21 protein-coding genes are annotated in these 19,191 nt (G+C 63.4%); 4 read left to right on the top strand and 17 right to left on the bottom strand.

The window, feature by feature from the left end:
- Nucleotides 1-261: 261 nt before the first annotated feature.
- From folE2 to BFX80_RS06540, 3 genes are all read right to left on the bottom strand, one after another.
- Nucleotides 262-1,161: a GTP cyclohydrolase FolE2 gene (folE2, locus tag BFX80_RS06550; protein ID WP_084208288.1), complete on the bottom strand. Its 900-nt coding sequence runs from the start codon at nt 1,159-1,161 to the stop codon at nt 262-264.
- Between the two features lie 140 nt (nt 1,162-1,301).
- The gene (locus BFX80_RS06545; protein ID WP_084208287.1) at nt 1,302-1,730 is read right to left on the bottom strand and encodes a DUF4440 domain-containing protein; all 429 of its coding nucleotides are present in this window, start codon (nt 1,728-1,730) and stop codon (nt 1,302-1,304) included.
- Nucleotides 1,731-1,822: 92 nt separating this feature from the next.
- Nucleotides 1,823-2,857 carry a zinc ABC transporter substrate-binding protein gene (locus tag BFX80_RS06540; RefSeq protein WP_084208286.1) on the bottom strand — a complete coding sequence of 345 codons (1,035 nt, stop codon included), beginning with the start codon at nt 2,855-2,857 and terminating at the stop codon, nt 1,823-1,825.
- Between the two features lie 132 nt (nt 2,858-2,989).
- Here BFX80_RS06540 and BFX80_RS06535 point away from each other — a divergent pair, with 132 nt between their 5' ends.
- Nucleotides 2,990-3,826, top strand: coding sequence for an ATP-binding cassette domain-containing protein (locus BFX80_RS06535; protein WP_084209657.1), 837 nt, complete (start codon nt 2,990-2,992; stop codon nt 3,824-3,826).
- 14 nt (nt 3,827-3,840) lie between these two features.
- Nucleotides 3,841-4,677, top strand: coding sequence for a metal ABC transporter permease (locus BFX80_RS06530; protein ID WP_205632744.1), 837 nt, complete (start codon nt 3,841-3,843; stop codon nt 4,675-4,677).
- 47 nt (nt 4,678-4,724) lie between these two features.
- On the opposite strand, the gene BFX80_RS06525 is transcribed toward BFX80_RS06530, so the two are convergent.
- Entirely contained in the window at nt 4,725-5,102 is a 378-nt protein-coding gene (locus BFX80_RS06525) for a MarR family winged helix-turn-helix transcriptional regulator (RefSeq protein ID WP_240499689.1), read from the bottom strand.
- 239 nt (nt 5,103-5,341) lie between these two features.
- Here BFX80_RS06525 and BFX80_RS06520 point away from each other — a divergent pair, with 239 nt between their 5' ends.
- Together BFX80_RS06520 and BFX80_RS06515 are read left to right on the top strand one after the other, a co-directional pair.
- Nucleotides 5,342-6,211, top strand: coding sequence for an EamA family transporter (locus BFX80_RS06520; protein WP_167592985.1), 870 nt, complete (start codon nt 5,342-5,344; stop codon nt 6,209-6,211).
- 19 nt (nt 6,212-6,230) lie between these two features.
- A complete protein-coding gene (locus tag BFX80_RS06515; RefSeq protein ID WP_205632743.1) occupies nt 6,231-6,833 on the top strand; it encodes an NADPH-dependent FMN reductase in 603 nt (200 codons plus the stop codon).
- A 123-nt stretch (nt 6,834-6,956) separates the two neighbouring features.
- Here the strand turns inward: BFX80_RS06515 and zigA are convergent, their stop codons facing one another.
- The 13 genes from zigA to urtB all read right to left on the bottom strand — a co-directional run bounded on the left by zigA (nt 6,957) and on the right by urtB (nt 19,156).
- The gene (gene zigA, locus BFX80_RS06510) at nt 6,957-8,225 is read right to left on the bottom strand and encodes a zinc metallochaperone GTPase ZigA (protein WP_084208282.1); all 1,269 of its coding nucleotides are present in this window, start codon (nt 8,223-8,225) and stop codon (nt 6,957-6,959) included.
- Between the two features lie 287 nt (nt 8,226-8,512).
- A complete protein-coding gene (locus tag BFX80_RS06505; protein WP_084208281.1) occupies nt 8,513-9,097 on the bottom strand; it encodes a HupE/UreJ family protein in 585 nt (194 codons plus the stop codon).
- 104 nt (nt 9,098-9,201) lie between these two features.
- Nucleotides 9,202-9,840, bottom strand: coding sequence for an urease accessory protein UreG (ureG, locus tag BFX80_RS06500; RefSeq protein ID WP_054556181.1), 639 nt, complete (start codon nt 9,838-9,840; stop codon nt 9,202-9,204).
- An 81-nt stretch (nt 9,841-9,921) separates the two neighbouring features.
- Complete coding sequence (locus BFX80_RS06495; RefSeq protein WP_084208280.1) at nt 9,922-10,623, bottom strand: urease accessory protein UreF; 702 nt, start codon at nt 10,621-10,623, stop codon at nt 9,922-9,924.
- Nucleotides 10,613-11,200 carry an urease accessory protein UreE gene (locus tag BFX80_RS06490; protein WP_084208279.1) on the bottom strand — a complete coding sequence of 196 codons (588 nt, stop codon included), beginning with the start codon at nt 11,198-11,200 and terminating at the stop codon, nt 10,613-10,615. The genes BFX80_RS06495 and BFX80_RS06490 overlap by 11 nt, the downstream gene beginning before the upstream one ends.
- A gap of 61 nt (nt 11,201-11,261) precedes the next feature.
- On the bottom strand, nt 11,262-12,965 hold the full coding sequence (gene ureC / locus BFX80_RS06485) for an urease subunit alpha (RefSeq protein ID WP_084208278.1): 1,704 nt from the start codon (nt 12,963-12,965) through the stop codon (nt 11,262-11,264).
- A 102-nt stretch (nt 12,966-13,067) separates the two neighbouring features.
- Nucleotides 13,068-13,397 carry an urease subunit beta gene (locus BFX80_RS06480; protein WP_084209655.1) on the bottom strand — a complete coding sequence of 110 codons (330 nt, stop codon included), beginning with the start codon at nt 13,395-13,397 and terminating at the stop codon, nt 13,068-13,070.
- A gap of 11 nt (nt 13,398-13,408) precedes the next feature.
- On the bottom strand, nt 13,409-13,711 hold the full coding sequence (ureA, locus tag BFX80_RS06475; RefSeq protein WP_024952521.1) for an urease subunit gamma: 303 nt from the start codon (nt 13,709-13,711) through the stop codon (nt 13,409-13,411).
- Between the two features lie 42 nt (nt 13,712-13,753).
- A complete protein-coding gene (locus BFX80_RS06470) occupies nt 13,754-14,650 on the bottom strand; it encodes an urease accessory protein UreD (RefSeq protein WP_084209654.1) in 897 nt (298 codons plus the stop codon).
- A gap of 11 nt (nt 14,651-14,661) precedes the next feature.
- Complete coding sequence (gene urtE / locus BFX80_RS06465) at nt 14,662-15,414, bottom strand: urea ABC transporter ATP-binding subunit UrtE (protein WP_084209653.1); 753 nt, start codon at nt 15,412-15,414, stop codon at nt 14,662-14,664.
- A gap of 92 nt (nt 15,415-15,506) precedes the next feature.
- Nucleotides 15,507-16,334, bottom strand: coding sequence for an urea ABC transporter ATP-binding protein UrtD (urtD, locus tag BFX80_RS06460; RefSeq protein ID WP_084208277.1), 828 nt, complete (start codon nt 16,332-16,334; stop codon nt 15,507-15,509).
- Nucleotides 16,331-17,500 carry an urea ABC transporter permease subunit UrtC gene (gene urtC, locus BFX80_RS06455; protein WP_084208276.1) on the bottom strand — a complete coding sequence of 390 codons (1,170 nt, stop codon included), beginning with the start codon at nt 17,498-17,500 and terminating at the stop codon, nt 16,331-16,333. The genes urtD and urtC overlap by 4 nt, the downstream gene beginning before the upstream one ends.
- A gap of 3 nt (nt 17,501-17,503) precedes the next feature.
- Nucleotides 17,504-19,156, bottom strand: coding sequence for an urea ABC transporter permease subunit UrtB (urtB, locus tag BFX80_RS06450; RefSeq protein WP_240499688.1), 1,653 nt, complete (start codon nt 19,154-19,156; stop codon nt 17,504-17,506).
- Nucleotides 19,157-19,191: the final 35 nt, after the last annotated feature.

The following is a 19,191-nucleotide window of genomic DNA, read 5'->3' as shown; positions in this document are numbered from 1 at the left end:
AGCAGAACTTAGACGCCTTCCGACTCAAGGGTCAATCCAATTGGCGCAGAAATAGACCTTTGTCTAGACAAATACGCAATATATCGCTCTACACCATAACATCTGGCCTGTTTTGCAAACCACATGATGCCTGATGGCGGTGCTCCAGACGCGAAGGCCCCACCGGCATCGCCGGCAGGGCCTGGACAGATCAGGACATCAACCTCGATGTCTCTTCAGCGGGGCCATGAGCTGGCACTCACCATGGCGCAGGGGGGCTTCTTACGCACCGCCTCCCCAAGCCACGGCATCATGGGGGTGAAGGCTCTCGATATGCCGCACATGGACATGCGCCTCACCCTGTGAGACCGCCAGGCCATTGATCAAGCGGCGCGCGGCGTCCTCGACGAACATCAGATTCTGACCATTGAGCGCGGCAAACGCCTGCTCATCGGCGCGTTTCACGGCCGTCTGGACAGGCGTCGCCACGGCCTGCTCGATGGCATCGATCAGCGCGATCAGTCCCAGATCCTCGGCCTCAGGCTTGAGGGTGACCCGGACAATCGCTTCACTGCGCTGGCTGTGGGGCGTGGCCAGGGTGGCATGGTGGGTGAGCCACTCGGCGACCTGCTCTGGGGTCAGCGTTGCATCATGGCGGTGAGCCTCCAGGAATGCCTGCTCGATCAGCTGACGCGACAGGGCCGCCGAGCAGGGACAGGTGGAGGAATAGCCAACCGTGACACTGGCCTGCAGCGTGAACCTGCCCTCGTGCAGACTGGCCTCCAGCGTGACGGGATACGACTTCCATCCGTAGAGTGCCGGCGTGACTAGCGCCGGACGCTTCACCAGCAGTGCGAACGTCATCTTCACGCGGGCATTGCGCGAGGCGCAGTCATGATGACTTTCGACCATTGCAGCGAGCACATTCCGCAGACTGCCGGGGGTCAGCGCCTTGCCCTCCGCCAGCCCATCCAGCAGACGGTAGAGGCGCGACATGTGAATGCCCTTGGTGTGCGGCATCGGCAGGTCGACCTGCGCATCCACGCGGGCATGCAATTCACGGCGGTAATCGCCCTCCTCGATGAGCACGGGCAGATCAATGCCCTGCATGCCCACCCACTGAAGGGGGCTCAGGGAACGGGAGCGCTCGGTCAGGGAAACGTCGGGGAGTATTGCGGTCATTCGTCAGATATCCAGAGCGGCTCTCATCAGTGCCGCCTTCCTCACGCCGGTGGGAGGCAGGCACTGAGTTCCGCCGAAGTGTGGGGGAGTGTCAGGAGAGGTGATGAACACAGCGCGGACGGCTCGCCGTCAGCGCAGGATCATCCCGCCAGTCGCGAGGAGTGATGGCCGGTGATCCTCCACTCGCCGAGGATCTCCTCGAAGGTGAACAGAAAGCGGGCCGGAATCGTGACCGTCTCGTCAGCGACGCGATACTCGAAGGTGTAATGCCCGCCGATCACCACGGTGCCCAGCTTGCGACTGACCCGTGGCGAGTACTCACCCAGCTCGCAGGCCAGCGCCTCATTGGCGAGAAAACCATCGAAATAGGCCTGCCGCTGCTGGCGATTCTCACGCACATCATCGGCGACCGTCGGCACCAGAATCGCGTCCTCGGCATACAGCGAGAGAAGCGTTTCCTTTTCCCCACGCGTGACGGCGATCGCCCAGCGTTCGAGCGTGCGCGTTGCGGCATTGATGCAGAATTCAGCGTCACGTTCCGTCAATGGTGGGGACGTCGGATGGGGCATGCAGTGGCTCTCCCTTGAGGATGAGGCTCTTGAGGATATGGAAGGAAAGACGGGGATCTGCCGGCCTCCCCGTCCTGATGTCACGTGATCGCTCAGGCGTCGGCGCACCGCAGGATGCCCTGCCCCAAACGCTCGATCAGCTGCGGATAGAGTGTCTCGCCCAGCGGCAGCCCGACCCCCAGCGGCTCGAAGACGATGGAGGTCTTGACGCCGGTCCCCTCGAAGACACTCTCGATCAACGCCGGGTTGTATTGTGGCTCACGGAAGACGCACTGGATGTTGTCCCGCGCCACGCGCGCCTGGATCTCCTTGACGCGCGCCGGGCTGGGCGTGGAGGCATCCCCTAGCGAGATGGCACCGGAGGCCGGAGCATCGAAGCGGTGCTCGAAGTACTGGTAGGCATCATGGAAGACGATATAGCGAGTGCCCTGCACCTGCGCCAGACGCGCTGAGAGTGACTCAGTCAGCGTCTCGAGCTCCCGCTGGCCCGCCTGGGCATTCCTGCGATAGGTCGCGGCGTGCTCCGGGTCCTGCGCTGCCAGCGATTCCGCGATCGCCGCCAGCCAGAGACGCGCATTCATCGGGTCCAGCCAGCCATGCGGGTTCATGCCAGCGTGGGCATGCTCATGATGCTCGTCATGTCCGCCATCATGATGATCGTCATGGTCACCGTGCTCTTCATGATCACCATCGTGATGCTCTTCGTGATCGCCATGCGCTTCATCATGTTCAAAAGACACCTCGTCATCATGATGATGCGCTTCGAAGGTAGGCCCTTGGCGGTAGCGCAGATGAAGGGTGCCGGGCACTTCCATCAGCTCGAGGGTGTCGGCATCCGCGGCCAGCGACGCACGCGCCTTGGCAAGCCAGGGCGTCAGATCATCACTGACGAAGAACACGATATCCGCGTCGGCCAGTGACCTGGCCTCCGAGATCCGCATGGAATAGCCATGCGGCGAGGCTCCAGGCTGGATGACAAGCTCGGGACTGCCCAGCTCCCCCATGACGCGCGAGACCAGTGAATGCACCGGCGGGATGTCCACCGCGACGGATGGCACCTCCGCCATGGCCACGGCGGGCAGCATCAACACTGGCAGCGAGAGTAAGGGCAGCAACCGATTGCGCATGACGGTTCTCCAGAAGATGCGATGACACGGAAGGAAGTTCGGAGACGCTACCGCCTCGACTCAATATGTTATAACATAACACTTACGGTCACTGAACCGTCAACGTTGTCATTCTTCAAGGGCCCGCTCCCCATGCCGCTGTTATCGATCGAGAACCTCTGCGTCACCCTCGGCAAGCACCGCATTCTCGAGGAGATCGAGCTACAGGTGGAACGCGGTGAAATCGTCACCCTCGTAGGCCCCAATGGGTCCGGCAAGTCCACGCTGCTTCGCAGCATCATCGGGTCCATTGCCCCATCGCACGGTCGGATACAACGAGAGCCGGGACTCAAGATCGGCTATGTCCCTCAACGTCTGAGCCTTGACCCGACGCTGCCGATGACGGTGGAACGCTTCCTGAACCTGCCACATCGACACTCGCTGGATGCCGTGGCGCATGCCCTCCTGCAGGCCGGCATTCCCGGTGCCGAGGTTCAGCAGATCGCCAGTCTCTCCGGTGGTCAGTTCCAGCGCATTCTGCTGGCCCGTGCACTGCTGGATTCGCCTGATCTCCTGCTGCTGGATGAGGCGACCCAAGGCCTGGATCACCGAGGCATCGCGGATTTCTATCGTCAGATCGACCGTGTCCGTCACACCCTCGGCTGCGGAGTGCTGATGGTCAGCCACGAACTGCATGTGGTGATGCGCGCCTCGGACCGCGTCGTCTGCCTGCATGGGCACGTCTGCTGTCAGGGCACGCCAGAGCGCGTCATGGCCTCACCGGCCTATCAGGATCTGTTCGGACTCGATACCGCTGACGCCCTCGCCTTCTACCGACATGACCATCGACACAGCCATCGACACAGCCATCGACACAGTCATCGACACAGTCATCACCACAGCCACACGGCCCCGCCGATGGATGACAGGGTGCCGCCTGCACAGCCCCTCACGACACCCGCGACACCGATCACCGAGAGATTGCACTGATGCTGGACAATGTCATGGACGATTTCATGGTCCGCGCCGCTCTGGCAGGCATTGCCGTGGCGCTTGCGGCAGCGCCCCTGGGCTGTTTCGTCGTCTGGCGGCGCATGGCCTATTTCGGCGATGCCACGGCCCACGCCGCAATTCTCGGGGTGGCGCTGTCACTGTTGATGTCCACCTCGATGCTGGCAGGCGTGCTCATCGTCTCGCTGATCATGGCGACGCTGGTAACCCTGCTCAGCGGACGCGGCTATGCCATGGACACCCTGCTTGGCGTCATGGCGCACTCCTCGCTCGCCTTCGGGCTGGTCGCCGTCTCCTTCCTGCCTGGCGTACGGATCGACCTGATGGCCTATCTGTTCGGCGACATCCTGGCCGTCAGCAAGACGGATCTCGCCATCATCGCCACAGGCGGCCTGCTGGTCCTCGGGCTGCTTCGCTGGCGCTGGTCAGCCCTGCTCACTGCGACACTCAATGAAGACCTGGCGCGCGCCAGCGGCATCAACCCGCGACGCGAGCAGCTGGTGCTGACACTGTCGCTGGCCGTGGTGGTCGCGGTCGCCCTGAAGGTGGTCGGGGCGCTTCTGATCACCGCGCTGCTGATCATTCCAGCGGCCACGGCACGCCGCTTCTGCCACACCCCAGAACTCATGGCGGTTACCGCTGCCATCATCGGCGGGATTTCCACCACGGGCGGTCTGCAGGCGGCCTACTGGCTGGATACCCCCACCGGCCCGACCATCGTGTGTCTCGCCGCCCTGCTGTTTGCCCTGAGCAGCGTATCGGCAAAGCTCTCGCGTCTGGCCTCCCGCACAGCCCCCGACGCACCTGATCCACGAAAGCGAGTCGAGTGAGCCTCTCAGACACTGACAGGATGCCGGAACGCCGAATGGCGAGACGACTACTTTTCTGCGTCAATTAGCAGCTTGCGCAATAGACGGGCAAGCTGCTCCTGCTCCTCACTGTCCAGCACACTCGCCATCTGATGCAGGTTCTCGACATGCCCCGCCAGGGCATCGTCGATCAGATGACGCCCTTCCTTCGTCAGCACGACGCGATTGCTACGCCGATCTTCATCACTGGCCTGTCGCTGCAACAGCCCTCGCTTTACCAACTGATCAATCCGCGTGCTCATGGCGCCAGAAGAGAGCATCAACGTCTGATACAGCTGAGTCGGCGTCAGCGGTTCTCGAGAACGTCGCAGTGTCGCCAGGATATCGAACTCGACAGCAGACAGGCCAAACCTCTCGAACACCTGCTCCATGGCTGGACTGAACAATCGACCAGCTCGGCGAAGACGTCCGAAAATGCCCATCGGCCGACAATCCAGGTCGGGGCGAGCCACCTCCCACTGCGCAAGAATACGATCCACACCATCCGTCATCATGTCTCTCCTGAATATCTTTTCAAAAAGATACTTTGATCTCTGGAGATTTGCGAGTACTGTAAATATATCTTTTAAGAAAGATACTTTCAGGAGAGACAGCTATGCCACTCACCAACGCCAGGAGCCTAGCCATGACCGCCATGGCCCCGATCATATGGGGCAGCACCTATCTGGTGACGCAGACCCTGCTGCCCCTGGATACCCCCTTCACTGCAGCGGCCATCCGCGCCATCCCCGCTGGGATACTCATACTTCTCTGGACTCGGCAGACCCTGACAGGTGGGTGGTGGTTGAAGGCCATGGTGCTCGGCACGCTCAATATCGGGCTGTTCTTCACTTGCCTGTTCGCCGCTGCCTACCGCATTCCCGGTAGCCTGGCCGCACTGCTGCTGGCCAGCCAGGCGGTGTGGGTACTGCTATTGAGCCGCTGGTGGCTAGGCACCGGCTTCAGCGTGACGGCAGTACTGCAATGTGGCTTCGGCGTGGGGGGTGTGGTGCTGCTGGTCACTCCCGATCAGAACGGGCTGGACCCGGCGGGACTCGGATTTGCCCTGCTCGGCGCGCTCTCGATGGCAGCCGGCATCGTCTTGAGCAAACGCTGGGCACGTCCGCCCGACGTCAGTCAATTGAGCCTGACTGGTTGGCAACTGGTGTTCGGCGGGCTCTTGCTGCTCCCCCTGGCTGCCTGGTCGGAAGGGATCCCCACCTCCCTCGATCCTCGTCATCTGCTTGGCTACGGATACCTGATCCTTCTGGGGGGCGTGCTCGGGTATGGGCTCTGGTTCGCCGGCATCCAGAAAATGTCCGCCTTCTCCGCCTCTCTGCTGGGGACCTTGAGTCCGCTGACCGCGACGGTATTGGGCTTCCTATGGATGGACGAGTCATTCGGACCGCTTCAATGGCTTGGCACCTTGTGCATTCTCACGGCCCTGACACTCCCTCTCGGATTCTCACTCAAGCGACATGTCGCTCAACGCAGCCAACCTGCACCTACCCAATGACACTCCCAAGGAACTCACCATGAACTTGCACCTGATGATCATCGTCGCCAGTCAACGCCCTGAATCCGCCAGCCTGCGATGCGCACGATTTCTGGAACGTCAGGCCCTTTCTAGCGGCTTTGCGGACTGTGACATTCTTGACCTTGGCAAGACACCACTCCCCTTGTGGGACACTGATCTTGACAGTCATGTAGGCCATTGGTCCGACATGCCGGACCTTCGACAACGGGTGCAGGCAGCCCATGCCGTGATTCTGGTCACGCCCGAGTGGCATGGCATGGCCACACCGGCGGCCAAGAACTTTCTCATGCTGTGCACCCAACATGAGCTGGGGCACAAGGCTGGATTGCTGGCAGGGGTATCTGCGGCAGACAACGGGGTGTATCCCATTGCCGAGCTGCGCATGAGCGGGACAAAGAACAATCACCTGTGCCTGATTCCGGAGCAGCTGATCTTTCGTCAGGTCGATAGCCTGATTGATGCTGATTCGTTGTGTCACGATGTACCGTTCGAGGCTCGGAGCCGCTACACCATGAGCCTGCTGGCCCACTATGCACGCGCCCTCACGCCGATAAGAGACTTGCCGGGCGTCCCCTCAAGGAGCTTTGCCTTCGGGATGTAATGCTCTGGCCAGCAGGGCTGGCTCTGACGTCTTCTCATCCACCATGACAACGCCCCACTGACCAATGATCAGTGGGGCGTTGTCATGGGGCGCGAGAGTCATCGGGCACTATCTGCCCATCACTCATTCCCAGGCGGGGAACGGGTCCGGCAGGTCACGCCAGGCTTCCTTGCCCGCCAGCAGCGTGGCGTCATCGAGCAGACAGTCATCCAGCGCCTGGCGGATACGGGCTTCCTCCAGGTTCTGGCCGATGAACACCAGCTCCTGGCGCATGTCGCCGAAGGGCTCTTGCCATTTTTCATGGATCGACGCCAGATACTCGGGGTCTTCAGGCCATTCGACCTTCGGTACCGCCTTCCAGAACATGCCGCCGAATCCGTAGTGGGCGATGCCACCGGCCTGGTTCCACTGCCCCGCGAACTGCGGGCGCGTGGCCAGCCAGAAGAAGCCCTTGGAGCGCAACAGCTTGCCACCGAACCAGTCCCCGTGGAGCAGCTGGTGGAATTTCTCGGGATGGAACGGCACGCGCGCATGGTAGGAGAAGCTCGAGATGCCGTACTCCTCAGTCTCCGGCACGTGCTCGCCGCGCATCTCCTTCAGCCAGCCCGGTGCCTGCTGTGCACGATCGAAACTGAAGCGACCGGTATCCAGCACCTTGGAAAGCGGCACGGCGCCCTGCGCCATGGGCAGAATCTCGGCCTCCGGGTTGAGCGAGCGCAGCACGGCCGTCAGCTCATCCAGCTGGGTTGCCTCGATCATGTCCGTCTTGCTGATCAACAGCACATCGCAGAACTCGATCTGGTCAACCAGCAGGTCGGCGACATTGCGCTCATCGTCCTCGCCGAGGCTTTCCCCGGCTTCGGCCAGTGACTGCGCCTCGCGATACTGGGCAAGGAAGTTGGCACCATCCACGACGGTGACCATGGTGTCGAGGCGCGCGACATCGGAGAGGCACTGGCCATCCTCATCCTCGAAGGTGAAGGTTTCCGCCACCGGCAGTGGCTCGGAAATGCCGGTGGACTCGATCACCAGGCAGTCGAAGCGCCCCTCCTCGGCCAGCCGGCGGACCTCGATGAGCAGGTCCTCGCGCAGCGTGCAGCAGATGCAGCCATTGCTCATCTCCACCAGCTGCTCCTCGGCGCGATTGAGCGCCACCTCGCTGCCTGTGCCGGGTGCGCCACGCACCATGGCGGCGTCGATATTGACCTCGCTCATGTCATTCACGATCACCGCCACCCGCCGCCCTTCGCGGTTGGCCAGGATGTGATTGAGCAGTGTCGTCTTGCCGGCGCCCAGAAAACCGGACAGCACAGTGACTGGCAGGGATTGTGGCAGGGGCCGCGACAGGGCTTGAGACGGGGATTGCGTTGGAGACACTCGGGGGGAAGTCATCAGGCGGTACCTCGATAGGATAGGGTCTTGGCCACGTCGCTTTCGCCTGGAGGCATTCTTGCCGGCGCAGGGTCAGGGCGAGGGACAGGTGAGTGCCTGGACGTGGGGGACCGCTGGTTTCTCGATCATCAGATGCGGCAAATGATACGTTATAACATAATCTTCCGTCAGCCATTTTCTGATGAACCGCCCCACCTTCTTGTCTCATCAGCATCAGAAAGAAAGAAAACGCCCCGCTGGCAAGCCAGCGGGGCGTTTCTCGTCTTGAGCAGAATGTCAGGTGACGATCAGACCGCCATCATCACGGCAGAGGCCATCACTGCCCCACCCACCAGACGAGACGCGATGGTTGGCACGCCCATCAGGCGCTGACCCACTGCACGGCCCAGCAACGCCAGGACCAGTGTCGCGACCACGAAGCCCGCCATGTAACCCATGGCACTGCCAGCCGCGGGCATTTCCAGCGCGTGGGCGAAGCCGTGGAAGGCCATGAAGCCGGCCACCATGACGGCGCCAGCCAGAGTCGGCAGACGCAGCAGCAGCGCCACCAGCGCACCGGACACCAGCACCGAGAGCAGGATGCCCTGCTCCGCGATCAGCGCATGCAGCGCCTGTCCACCGCTGAGAAGCGCGATGCCCGCCCCCGCCAGCATGCCGATGACCATCAGCAGCGGCGTGCCAAACCTCAAGGCCCGTGACTGGCGCGCGCTCCAGATGCCGATGGCCAGCATGGCCAGCAGGTGATCCAGCCCGGTGAAGGGATGCGTCAGGCCGGCCATCAGTCCGTGGGCATCATGGCCGGGGTGTGCGGAGGCCGAGGTCGCCACCAGCAGCAGCGAGGTGGCCAGCAGTGCGGAGTGAGAACGCTTCATGTGTCATTCCTGAACAAGATGATGATGAATTCACCCGATATCCGTCATGTGTCGACTACCGGGAGACAATGGATTCCTGGCAAGCGGCAGAAAACGCTGCGCCGTCAGGCCTGTGCCGCCAGCTTTTCCGGGCGGCGCTCCGGCAGCATGCCGCGATCCAGAATGAAGGCGATGATCTCTTCCAGGCCGACGCCGTCATACAGGTTGGCGAACACGAAGGGCCGCTCGCCACGCATCTTGCGCGAGTCGCGGTCCATCACCTCAAGCGAGGCATGCACCTGCTCGGCGATGTCGATCTTGTTGATGATCAGAAGGTCGGACTTGGTGATGCCCGGCCCGCCCTTGCGCGGAATCTTGTCGCCTGCCGAGACGTCGATCACATAGAGCGTGAGATCGGAAAGTTCGGGGCTGAAGGTCGCGGACAGGTTGTCACCGCCGGATTCCACCAGCACCAGCTCCATGTTCGGATGGCGGGCCTGGAGATCATCGATGGCCGCCAGATTCATCGAGGCGTCTTCGCGGATCGCGGTATGCGGACAGCCGCCGGTCTCGACGCCGAGAATGCGGTCCGCCTCCAGTGCTTCATGGCGCAGCAGGAAATCGGCATCTTCGCGGGTGTAGATGTCATTGGTGACCACCCCGATGTCGTAGTGATCGCGCAGGGCCAGACACAGCTGACGCAACAGCGCCGTCTTGCCGGAGCCCACCGGCCCACCCACTCCTACGCGTAGACAATGCTTCATGACAGCTTCCTTTCTCGTGAGATATCAGGCGTTCGTGTCGGTCGGTTCAGGCGCCGCCGCCTCAGGACAGGCGGCGTTCACTCAACTCCTGAACAGACGGGAATATTGGGTTTCGTGCTGGGCGGAGGCGAGTGCCAGCCCCGGCAGTATCGGGCCAAGCGCTGCATCCGGGCGCTCAAGCGCCTGTGCGACAACCTCCACCACGCGGGGTCGCAACTGCTCGGTCAGGCGCTGCGCGGCGGTGTGCCCCAGCGGCATGGCCTTGCAGGCCACCGCCAGCTGGTTTTCCAGCCAGGCCCAGGCGAAGCCGATCAAGGTCTGGCGCAGTGGCACCCCACGCTGATGCGCCACCCAGGCGAACACCGTGACGTAGCCCGGTGTCTCGGGCATCAGCGCCGCTGGTGGTTCAAGCGCGAGGCTTCTGAGCAGGCGCAGCAACGCCGCCCCGAGACGCGCGTCCTCATCGCTGAGTTCGGCGGTTTCGCGTGTCGCCTTGAGCCAGCCATCCCACTCATTGAGCGCCGCCGCATCCTCCTCGGCCCATGCCTGCTGCAGGCGCACCAGCAACGGCAGTTCGCAACGGCCGAGCCCGTCTTCCAGCACGCCATCGATCCACTCGCCAAGCTCCTGCTCCTGAGTGACCCACCCCAGTTCGAAGGCACTTTCCAGCCCCTGGGACCAGGCAAAGGCACCGATGGGCAAGGCCGGACTCACCAGCTGCAGGAGCCCCAGCAGTGCCAGGTCCTCCTGAGCCGGCAGGCTCGCCATGGCATCAGTGCTCATGCGTGTGCTCATGGGCGTGGCTGTGAGAATGATCGTGGCTGTGCTCATGCCCGTACGAATGACCATGATCGTGAGAATGAGCCCCCTGTCCCGCCTGGGCATAGGCGCCCGACTCAGGATCAAAGGGCGCCTCGTGATGGGTGAGGGTCGCGCCAAGGCGCTCGGCCAGCGCTTCCAGCACGTGATCCGGCGGGAAGCGCACCCAGCCGGTTTCCGTGTCGGTCCCTTCATCCTGCATGCCGATCGCCAGCTGCACATGGCGATTGCCCAGGTGATAGCAGAGCGCCGCCATCGGACGCCCGGCGGCGATGTGGGCAGTCACTACCGGCTCATCCGCGGCGCGGATGCAGATTACCTCGCCCTCGCGCGAGGCCAGCCGATCGCCGTCACGCAGCACCGGTCCGCGATCCAGAAACAGGCCGACCTCGCGCCCGCCGTCCGTGGTGGCACGCAGCCGCCCACGGATGCGCAGCTCCAGCGGCAGAGTCAAGATATCCAGAGGCTCTGCCTCGGTGTGAGCGCTCGCTGGGTCGCCTGATCCACTGGCGTCTGGCAGGCGATGTATCAGTTCCATCATGGCGTCAATCTCGAATAGGGAGTCAGAACAGGCACTTGAAACAGGCCCTCAGAACAGGCCTTCAGAACAGGTGGTAGCGCTGGGCCAGTGGCAGCTCGCTGGCTGGCTCACAGGTCAGCAGCTCACCGTCGGCGAAGACTTCGTAGGTCTCGGGGTCGACCTTGAGCTCCGGGCAGGCGTCATTGAGTTTCATGTCGCACTTGCGCACCTGACGCACGTCGCGGCAGGCGGACAGCGGACTGTCGAGCCCCAGCGCTTCCCCGACACCGGCCTTGAGCGCCGCCTGACTGACGAAGGTCAGGCGCGTGGCACTGGCCGCCTTGCCGAAGGCGCCGAACATCGGCCGGTAATGCACCGGTTGCGGTGTAGGAATCGAGGCATTCGGGTCGCCCATGGGTGCGGCGGCAATCATGCCGCCCTTGAGGATGCAGGCCGGTTTGACTCCGAAGAATGCCGGCGACCACAGCACCAGGTCCGCCAGCTTGCCGACCTCGATGGAGCCGACTTCATGGGCGATGCCATGGGTGATGGCCGAGTTGATGGTGTACTTGGCGATATAGCGACGCGCGCGGAAGTTGTCGGTGCCGCGCTCGCTGTCTTCTGCCAGCAGGCCGCGCTGTTCGCGCATCTTGTGCGCCGTCTGCCAGGTACGACAGATCACCTCGCCCACGCGGCCCATCGCCTGGGAATCCGAGGACATCATCGAGATGACACCCAGGTCATGCAGGATGTCCTCGGCGGCGATGGTCTCGCGACGAATACGCGAATCGGCGAAGGCGACATCCTCGGGAATGCTCGGGTCCAGGTGGTGGCAGACCATCAGCATGTCGAGGTGCTCATCCACCGTATTGACGGTGTAGGGACGCGTCGGGTTGGTGGAGGACGGCAGCACGTTGGGCCGCGAACAGGCGGTGATGATGTCCGGCGCATGGCCGCCACCGGCGCCTTCGGTGTGGAAGGTGTGGATGCAACGGTCCTTGAAGGCCGCCAGGGTATCCTCGACGAAGCCTGATTCATTCAGGGTGTCGGTATGGATCGCCACCTGCACGTCGTAGGCATCGGCGACTGTCAGACAGTTGTCGATGGAGGCCGGCGACGTGCCCCAATCCTCATGCAGCTTGAGGCCGATCACGCCGGCCTCTATCTGCTGCTCCAGCCCCTCGGGCAACGAGGCATTGCCCTTGCCGAGAAAGCCGATGTTCATCGGCAGGCTATCCACCGCCTGCAGCATCTTGCCGATATGCCACGGCCCCGGCGTACAGGTGGTGGCATTGGTGCCGGTGGCCGGCCCCGTCCCACCGCCGAGCATGGTGGTGATGCCGCTCATCAGCGCCTCTTCCACCTGCTGGGGGCAGATGAAGTGGATATGCGGGTCGACACCGCCGGCAGTCAGGATCTTGCCCTCGCCGGCGATGATCTCGGTGCCCGGGCCGATCACGATATCCACGTCAGGCTGGGTGTCGGGATTGCCGGCCTTGCCGATGGCCGCGATGCGCCCGGCCTTGAGACCGACATCCGCCTTGACGATGCCCCACCAGTCCAGAATCAGCGCATTGGTGATCACGGTATCCATCACGCTCTCATCAGCGCGCTGGCTCTGGCCCATGCCATCGCGAATCACCTTGCCACCGCCGAACTTCACCTCTTCGCCATAGTGGGTGAAGTCCTTCTCCACCTCGATCCACAGTGCCGTGTCGCCCAGACGCACGCGGTCACCGGTGGTCGGGCCGTACATGTCGGCATAGGCCTGTCGCGCTATCTTCATGGGTTGCCTCTTGATCCCTGAGCCGCAGTCTCTGAATGAGCTCCAAGATAAATGCCTGTCGGCGCCATTGCCTGACGCCTTGACGGAAAGGTTGTCACTCGCTCAGCGCTCGACACTGCCGTCATCCTTGAGCTGTCCCATCACCTCGCCACGGAAGCCATAGATATGGCGACTGCCGGCGAAGGGGATCAGCGTGACGTCACGCGTCTGCCCGGGCTCGAAGCGAATCGCCGTTCCGGAGGCGATGTCCAGGCGCTGTCCGAGGGCGGCCTCGCGATCGAACACCAACGCCGGATTGGCCTCGGCAAAGTGATAGTGCGAGCCGATCTGGATCGGTCGGTCGCCGCGATTGCCGACCGAGAGCGTGGTGCGCAGGCGGTCCTCACAGAGAGAGATCTCGCCGTCCGCCACCTGATATTCACCGGGAATCATCATTGCTCACCTCACACGATGGGGTTGTGAACGGTCACCAGCTTGGTGCCATCCGGGAAGGTCGCCTCGACCTGCACCTCGGGAATCATCTCGGCGATGCCTTCCATCACGTCATCACGGGTCAGCACCTCTGCCCCGCGCCCCATCAGCTCAGCCACACTCAATCCTTCGCGTGCGCCTTCCAGAATCTCGGCGCTGATCAACGCGATGGATTCCGGATAGTTGAGCTTGAGGCCCTTGGCCTTGCGGCGCTCGGCCAGCAGTGCTGCGGTAAACAGCAACAGCTTGTCCTTGTCTCTTGGCGTCAGTTCCATGTCGTGGCTCTTGTGGTTGTCATTGCGTGGGGGCTCTCGAGGTCAGGTCAGCCAGATACGCGGCACCTGTGCCTCAAGCCCCGTCATCATCGGGCGCAGGATCTGCCATGCCTGCTGGCACAGTGCCCAGGCCTCGTTGCGTTCATGGCCGAGATAGCGCAGCAGCAACACGCCCTCGCGGCGCGTCACCGCCCATCGCGGAGTGGCAGGCATCGCCTCGCGCAGGGCCTCGATGGCCGCCGCCTCATCGTTAAGTCCCACCGCCCACAGCGTGGCCTGGACACTGCAGCCGCCCTGCCCCCAGCGCCCCATGAAGCGCGGATGCAGCGGGTCCAGCGACTGGCGCTCGATCCACACTGGCTTACCGTCACGCGTCAGGCGGAAGCGTTGTTCCAGATGGCCGCTGACGAAGGGCAGCTCACCGACGGGCCGGCCGAGTGCCAGCACTTCCCAGCCCAGACAGCGAGCATTGCCCTCAAGCTCGAGGGTGGTGGTCTGCTCGCCGCGCGAGCCATTGAAGGCCAGCGTCTCCTGAGGCAGCCATTCCAGCGTGGCGCCGTCGGCGACCTTGAGATGCGTATGCTGGCCCCAGGCCACGCCGTTGCGATCCGCCTTGTAGAGCTTGGCCGCCGCCGGCGTGGTCAACAGCACCTGCGCGCCTTCCTCGATCTCTGCCGTGATATGCAGCGCATCACCACTGACCAGCCCGCCGGGAGGGTGCAGCAGATAGACATGGCAGCATCCGTGGCGGCCTTCCGGATAGAACGGGCGCTGCACGCGCAGCGGGCCGTGATGACGACGACGCGTCAGTCGCGTGATGGGGCCTGCGCCATCGCGGGTGTCGGTCTCGAAGCGCAGCGCCAGCGAGGCCTGCCACTGACGCTGATCATCGAAGCGATGGCCGGACGCGACATCCGTCGCGCCGTCTGCGGAAATCATGCGCTGGATGGTCATACGGTCAGGTGCTGCTTGATCAATTCATCGGACAGCGCCGCGATCTCGCCTTCGGCCACCCGCCGGCCGCGATCCATGATCACGAAGCGATCGGCGTACTTGCGCGCGAAGGGCAGCTTCTGCTCGACCAGCAGCACCGTCAGGCCGTCTTCCTTGATCAGGCGCCGAATGACCTCGCCTATCTGGGCGACGATATTGGGCTGGATGCCTTCGCCGGGCTCATCGAGGATCAGCAGGCGCGGTTCGATCACCAGCGCGCGGCCGATGGCGAGCTGTTGCTGCTGGCCGCCGGACAGGTCACCCCCACGCCGGTGACGCATCTCCTTGAGCACGGGGAACAGCTCATAGATGCGCTCGGGAATCTGACGCAGTCCATCACGACGTACGGCCAGGCCGGTGCGCAGGTTCTCTTCCACCGTCATCATCGGGAAGATCTGACGCCCCTGGGGGACATAGCCGACGCCCAGGCGGGCGCGCTCCTCGAGCTTGCGGCGTGTCAGATCAAGCGGCTCGTCGCCACTGGCATCGCCACTGATGTTCTCACCACTACCGCCCTCGCCCTCGGCGCGATACAGCAGCTTGCCGTCACGGACACTCTCCTCACCCATGATGCACTTCATCAAGGTGGTCTTGCCGACACCGTTGCGGCCCATCACGCAGGTGCATTGGCCGGCGGGAATCTCCAGCGTGAGATCCCACAGCGTATGACTCTCGCCGTAGAACTGATTGAGCGACTCGATGCTCAGCAGCGGCGCCACGTCATTCGTCGCCGGGTCATTCGTCTCCGCGTCACGGGTCGGCGATGCGGGGGACATCGGGGTATCGGTCATCTGCGCTTGCGTCATCCGTCACTCTCTCCCAGGTAGACCTCGACGACCTTGGGGTCGCTCGATACCTCATCCATGCTGCCTTCCGCCAGTACCGAGCCCTGATGCAGCACCGTGACCTTGCGCGCGATGGAGCGCACGAAGCCCATGTCGTGCTCGACCACCACCACCGACTGGCGTCCCGCCAGGCTGGTCAGCAGCTCCGCGGTGCGCTCCATCTCCTGCTCGGTCATGCCGGCCACCGGCTCATCGACCAGCAGCAGACGCGGTTTCTGCATCAACAGCATGCCGATCTCCAGCCACTGCTTCTGGCCGTGGGACAGGATGCCCGCCTCGCGCGCATGCCATTCCTTGAGATGAATCGTCTGCAGCACTTCCTCGATCCGATCCCGAGTCTCGCCGGTCATGCGCGCGGTCAGGGTCGGGAAGATGCGCTTGTCGGTGGCCATCGCGAGTTCGAGATTCTCGAACACGCTGAGCGCCTCAAAGACGGTGGGCTTCTGGAACTTGCGGCCGATGCCCAGGGTGGCGATCTCGGGCTCACTCATGTGCAGCAGATCGTGGCGGCTACCGAACCACACCGAGCCACTGTCGGGGCGCGTCTTGCCGGTGATGATGTCCATCATCGTGGTCTTGCCGGCGCCGTTGGGGCCGATGATGCAGCGCAGCTCACCATCGTCGATGGTCAGGTTGAGGTCGTTGATCGCCTTGAAGCCATCGAAGCTGACACTGACATCCTCCAGATAGAGGATCGGCCCGTGGGTCACATCCACCGGCGAGACACGTGGGGTCAGGAAGTCGAACACGCGATCCCGCGTGGCCATCTCTTTCAACAGGCTCATGCCGTGGCCTCCTGCTCGGTGGGACGAGTCGCGTTCGTCGGATCAATCTTCGCCTTGGACGACGAGCGCCTGCCCCAGCCACGCTGGGCGAACAGGCCGGCGATGCCCTTGGGCAACAGCACGGTGACCAGCACGAACAGACCGCCGAGAGCGAACAGCCAGGCGTCCGGCATGATGCCGGTGAACACCGTCTTGGCGTAATTGACGATCAGCGCGCCCAGCACGGCGCCGTAGAGCGTCGCGCGGCCGCCGAGCGCCACCCACACCACCACCTCGATGGAGAACAGCGGCGAGAACTCGCCGGGATTGATGATGCCGACCTGCGGCACATACAGCGCTCCCGCCACTCCGGCCAGCATCGCCGAGACCACGAAGATGAACAGCTGGACACGTTCGACGCGATAGCCCAGAAAGCGCGTGCGCGCCTCGGCGTCGCGACAGGCGATGCTCACGCGTCCGAGCTTGGAACCGACGATGCCGCGACACAGCAGATAACCGAGTCCCAGCGCCACACCGCTGGCGATGAACAGCGCGATGCGTACCGCATCCGTGCGCAGATCGAAGCCGAGAATGTCCTTGAAGTCGGTCAGGCCGTTGTTGCCGCCAAAGCCCATCTCATTGCGGAAGAACGCCAGCATCAAGGCGAAGGTCAGCGCCTGGGTGATGATGGAGAGATAGACACCGGTGACGCGGGAGCGGAAGGCCAGGAATCCGAACACCAGCGCCAGCAGCCCCGGTGCCAGCAGCACCATCAGGAAGGCGAAGCCGGGCATGTCAAAGCCCTGCCAGAACCACGGCAGCTCCTGCCAGTTGAGGAAGACCATGAAGTCCGGCAGTTCCGGATTGCCATACACGCCGCGGTCGCCCACCTGGCGCATCAGGTACATGCCCATGGCGTAACCGCCCAGCGCGAAGAAGGCCCCGTGGCCCAGGCTGAGGATGCCCAGGTAGCCCCAGACGAGATCCACCGCCACCGCCAGCAGCGCATAGCACAGGTACTTGCCCAGCAAGGTGACGGTGAAGGTGCTGACATGCAACGGGTTACTCTCGGGCAGCAGCACATGCAGCAGCGTGACCGCGAGTACCGACAGTGTCAGGACTGCCAGGAATATCTGGGTGGAGCGCTCCGTGAAGGGGCGCGCCAGCCAGGAACGTGAATCAGGCATGGATCAACCCTCCGCGGCGCGGCCCTTCTGCGGGAAGAGTCCCCGCGGGCGCTTTTGAATGAACAGGATGATGAACACCAGCACCACGATCTTGGCGAGGACCGCACCCGCCCAGGGCTCGAGGAACTGATTGAGCAGCCCCAGCGACATGCCGGCCACCAGCGTGCCCCACAAATTGCCGACCCCACCGAACACCACCACCATGAAGGAATCGATGATGTAGTTCTGGCCCAGGTTCGGCCCGACGTTGGTGATCTGCGAGAGCGCGACACCGGCAAGGCCGGCAACGCCGGAGCCGAGTGCGAAGGTCATGATGTCGACACGCGTCGCCTTGATGCCCATCGAGCGCGCCATGGCACGGTTCTGGGTCACCGCCCGCACCTCGAGCCCGAGACGGGTGCGGCGCATGATCAGCATCAAACCGGCGAACACGAACAGCGCGAAGCCGATGATGTAGAGGCGATTGAGCGTCAATGACAGCGCCTCATTGATCATCAGCGAGCCGCTCATCCACTCCGGCGTGACCACGATGCGATTCAGGGGCGAGATGGTGGTACGCACCAGCTGCTGCAGGATCAGGCTGATGCCGAAGGTGGCCAGCAAGGTCTCCAGCGGACGCCCCTTGAGGTGCTGGATGACGCTGCGCTCGATGATGACGCCCACCGCCGCCGCGACCAGAAAGCCTGCGGGAATGGAAAGCAGCAGTGCCAGCCCCGGCTGCCCGGGCAGCAGCTGCTGCATGCCCCAGGTGGTGTAGGCGCCCAGCATGATCAGTTCGCCATGCGCCATGTTGATCACGCCCATGACACCGAAGGTGATGGCAAGCCCGATGGCAGCCAGCACCAGTACCGAGCCCAGCGAGAGGCCGAAGTAGAGCGTCTCGAGCCCGCTGTTGAGCTTGAGCTTCTGCTCGATACCGGCCAGTGCTACCCGGGCGGCCTTGGCCAGCTGCGGGTCATCACTGGCCGCGGCACCATTGATGGCGGCGATCGCCGCGGCATTCAGGCTGCCGGACAGCGTCTCCAGCGCCGCAGGGTCGCCATTGGCTTCCAGCTGCTGGATGGCGAGCGCCTCCGCCAGGGTGGCGCGGGTATCAGCATCGGCTTCCTGCTCGATCAGGCTTGGCAGCCGCTCGGCCATGGTCTCATCGACACTGCCGCGCAGGCCGCGCGCCGCCGCGAGCCGGACCTCGGCCTCCGGGGACAACAGGTCGATCATCGACAACACACCATCGATATGGCCACGCAGCGAGTTGTTGCTGCGCAGTGTCTCGAGCTCACGCCGCGAGACCTTGCCGGCGGAGTCGCCGGACAGGGCGTCGGAAACGGCCCATTCGCGGCCGCGATTGCTGTCGATGATCAGGAAGCGCTCGCCGCTCTTGAGGCGAGCCAGCTTGCTTGAGGAGAAGGCTTCCAGCCAGCCACGCGCGCGCTCATCGCCGCTCACGGCGATCTCATCGATCACGGCCGGCTTGGCGGGATTGCGCGCCTCGGCAAGTCGGGTCAGCAAGGTCTGGGCAGCGCCGTCAGACAGACGCGCTGACTGCCCAGTCGCGGATTCGGACTGGGCAGCGGCAAACAGGGGGAATGACAGAAGACAGATCAGCAGCATCCTCTGCCAGCACCAGCGGAACATCGTTGCAACGGAGATAGACATCAAGAAGGCCATCCATGGTGAACGCGCGAAGGCGT

It is taken from the genome of Cobetia marina, assembly GCF_001720485.1.
Taxonomy (GTDB): Bacteria; Pseudomonadota; Gammaproteobacteria; order Pseudomonadales; family Halomonadaceae; genus Cobetia; species Cobetia marina.
This window is presented reverse-complemented; position numbering and strand designations above follow the sequence as displayed.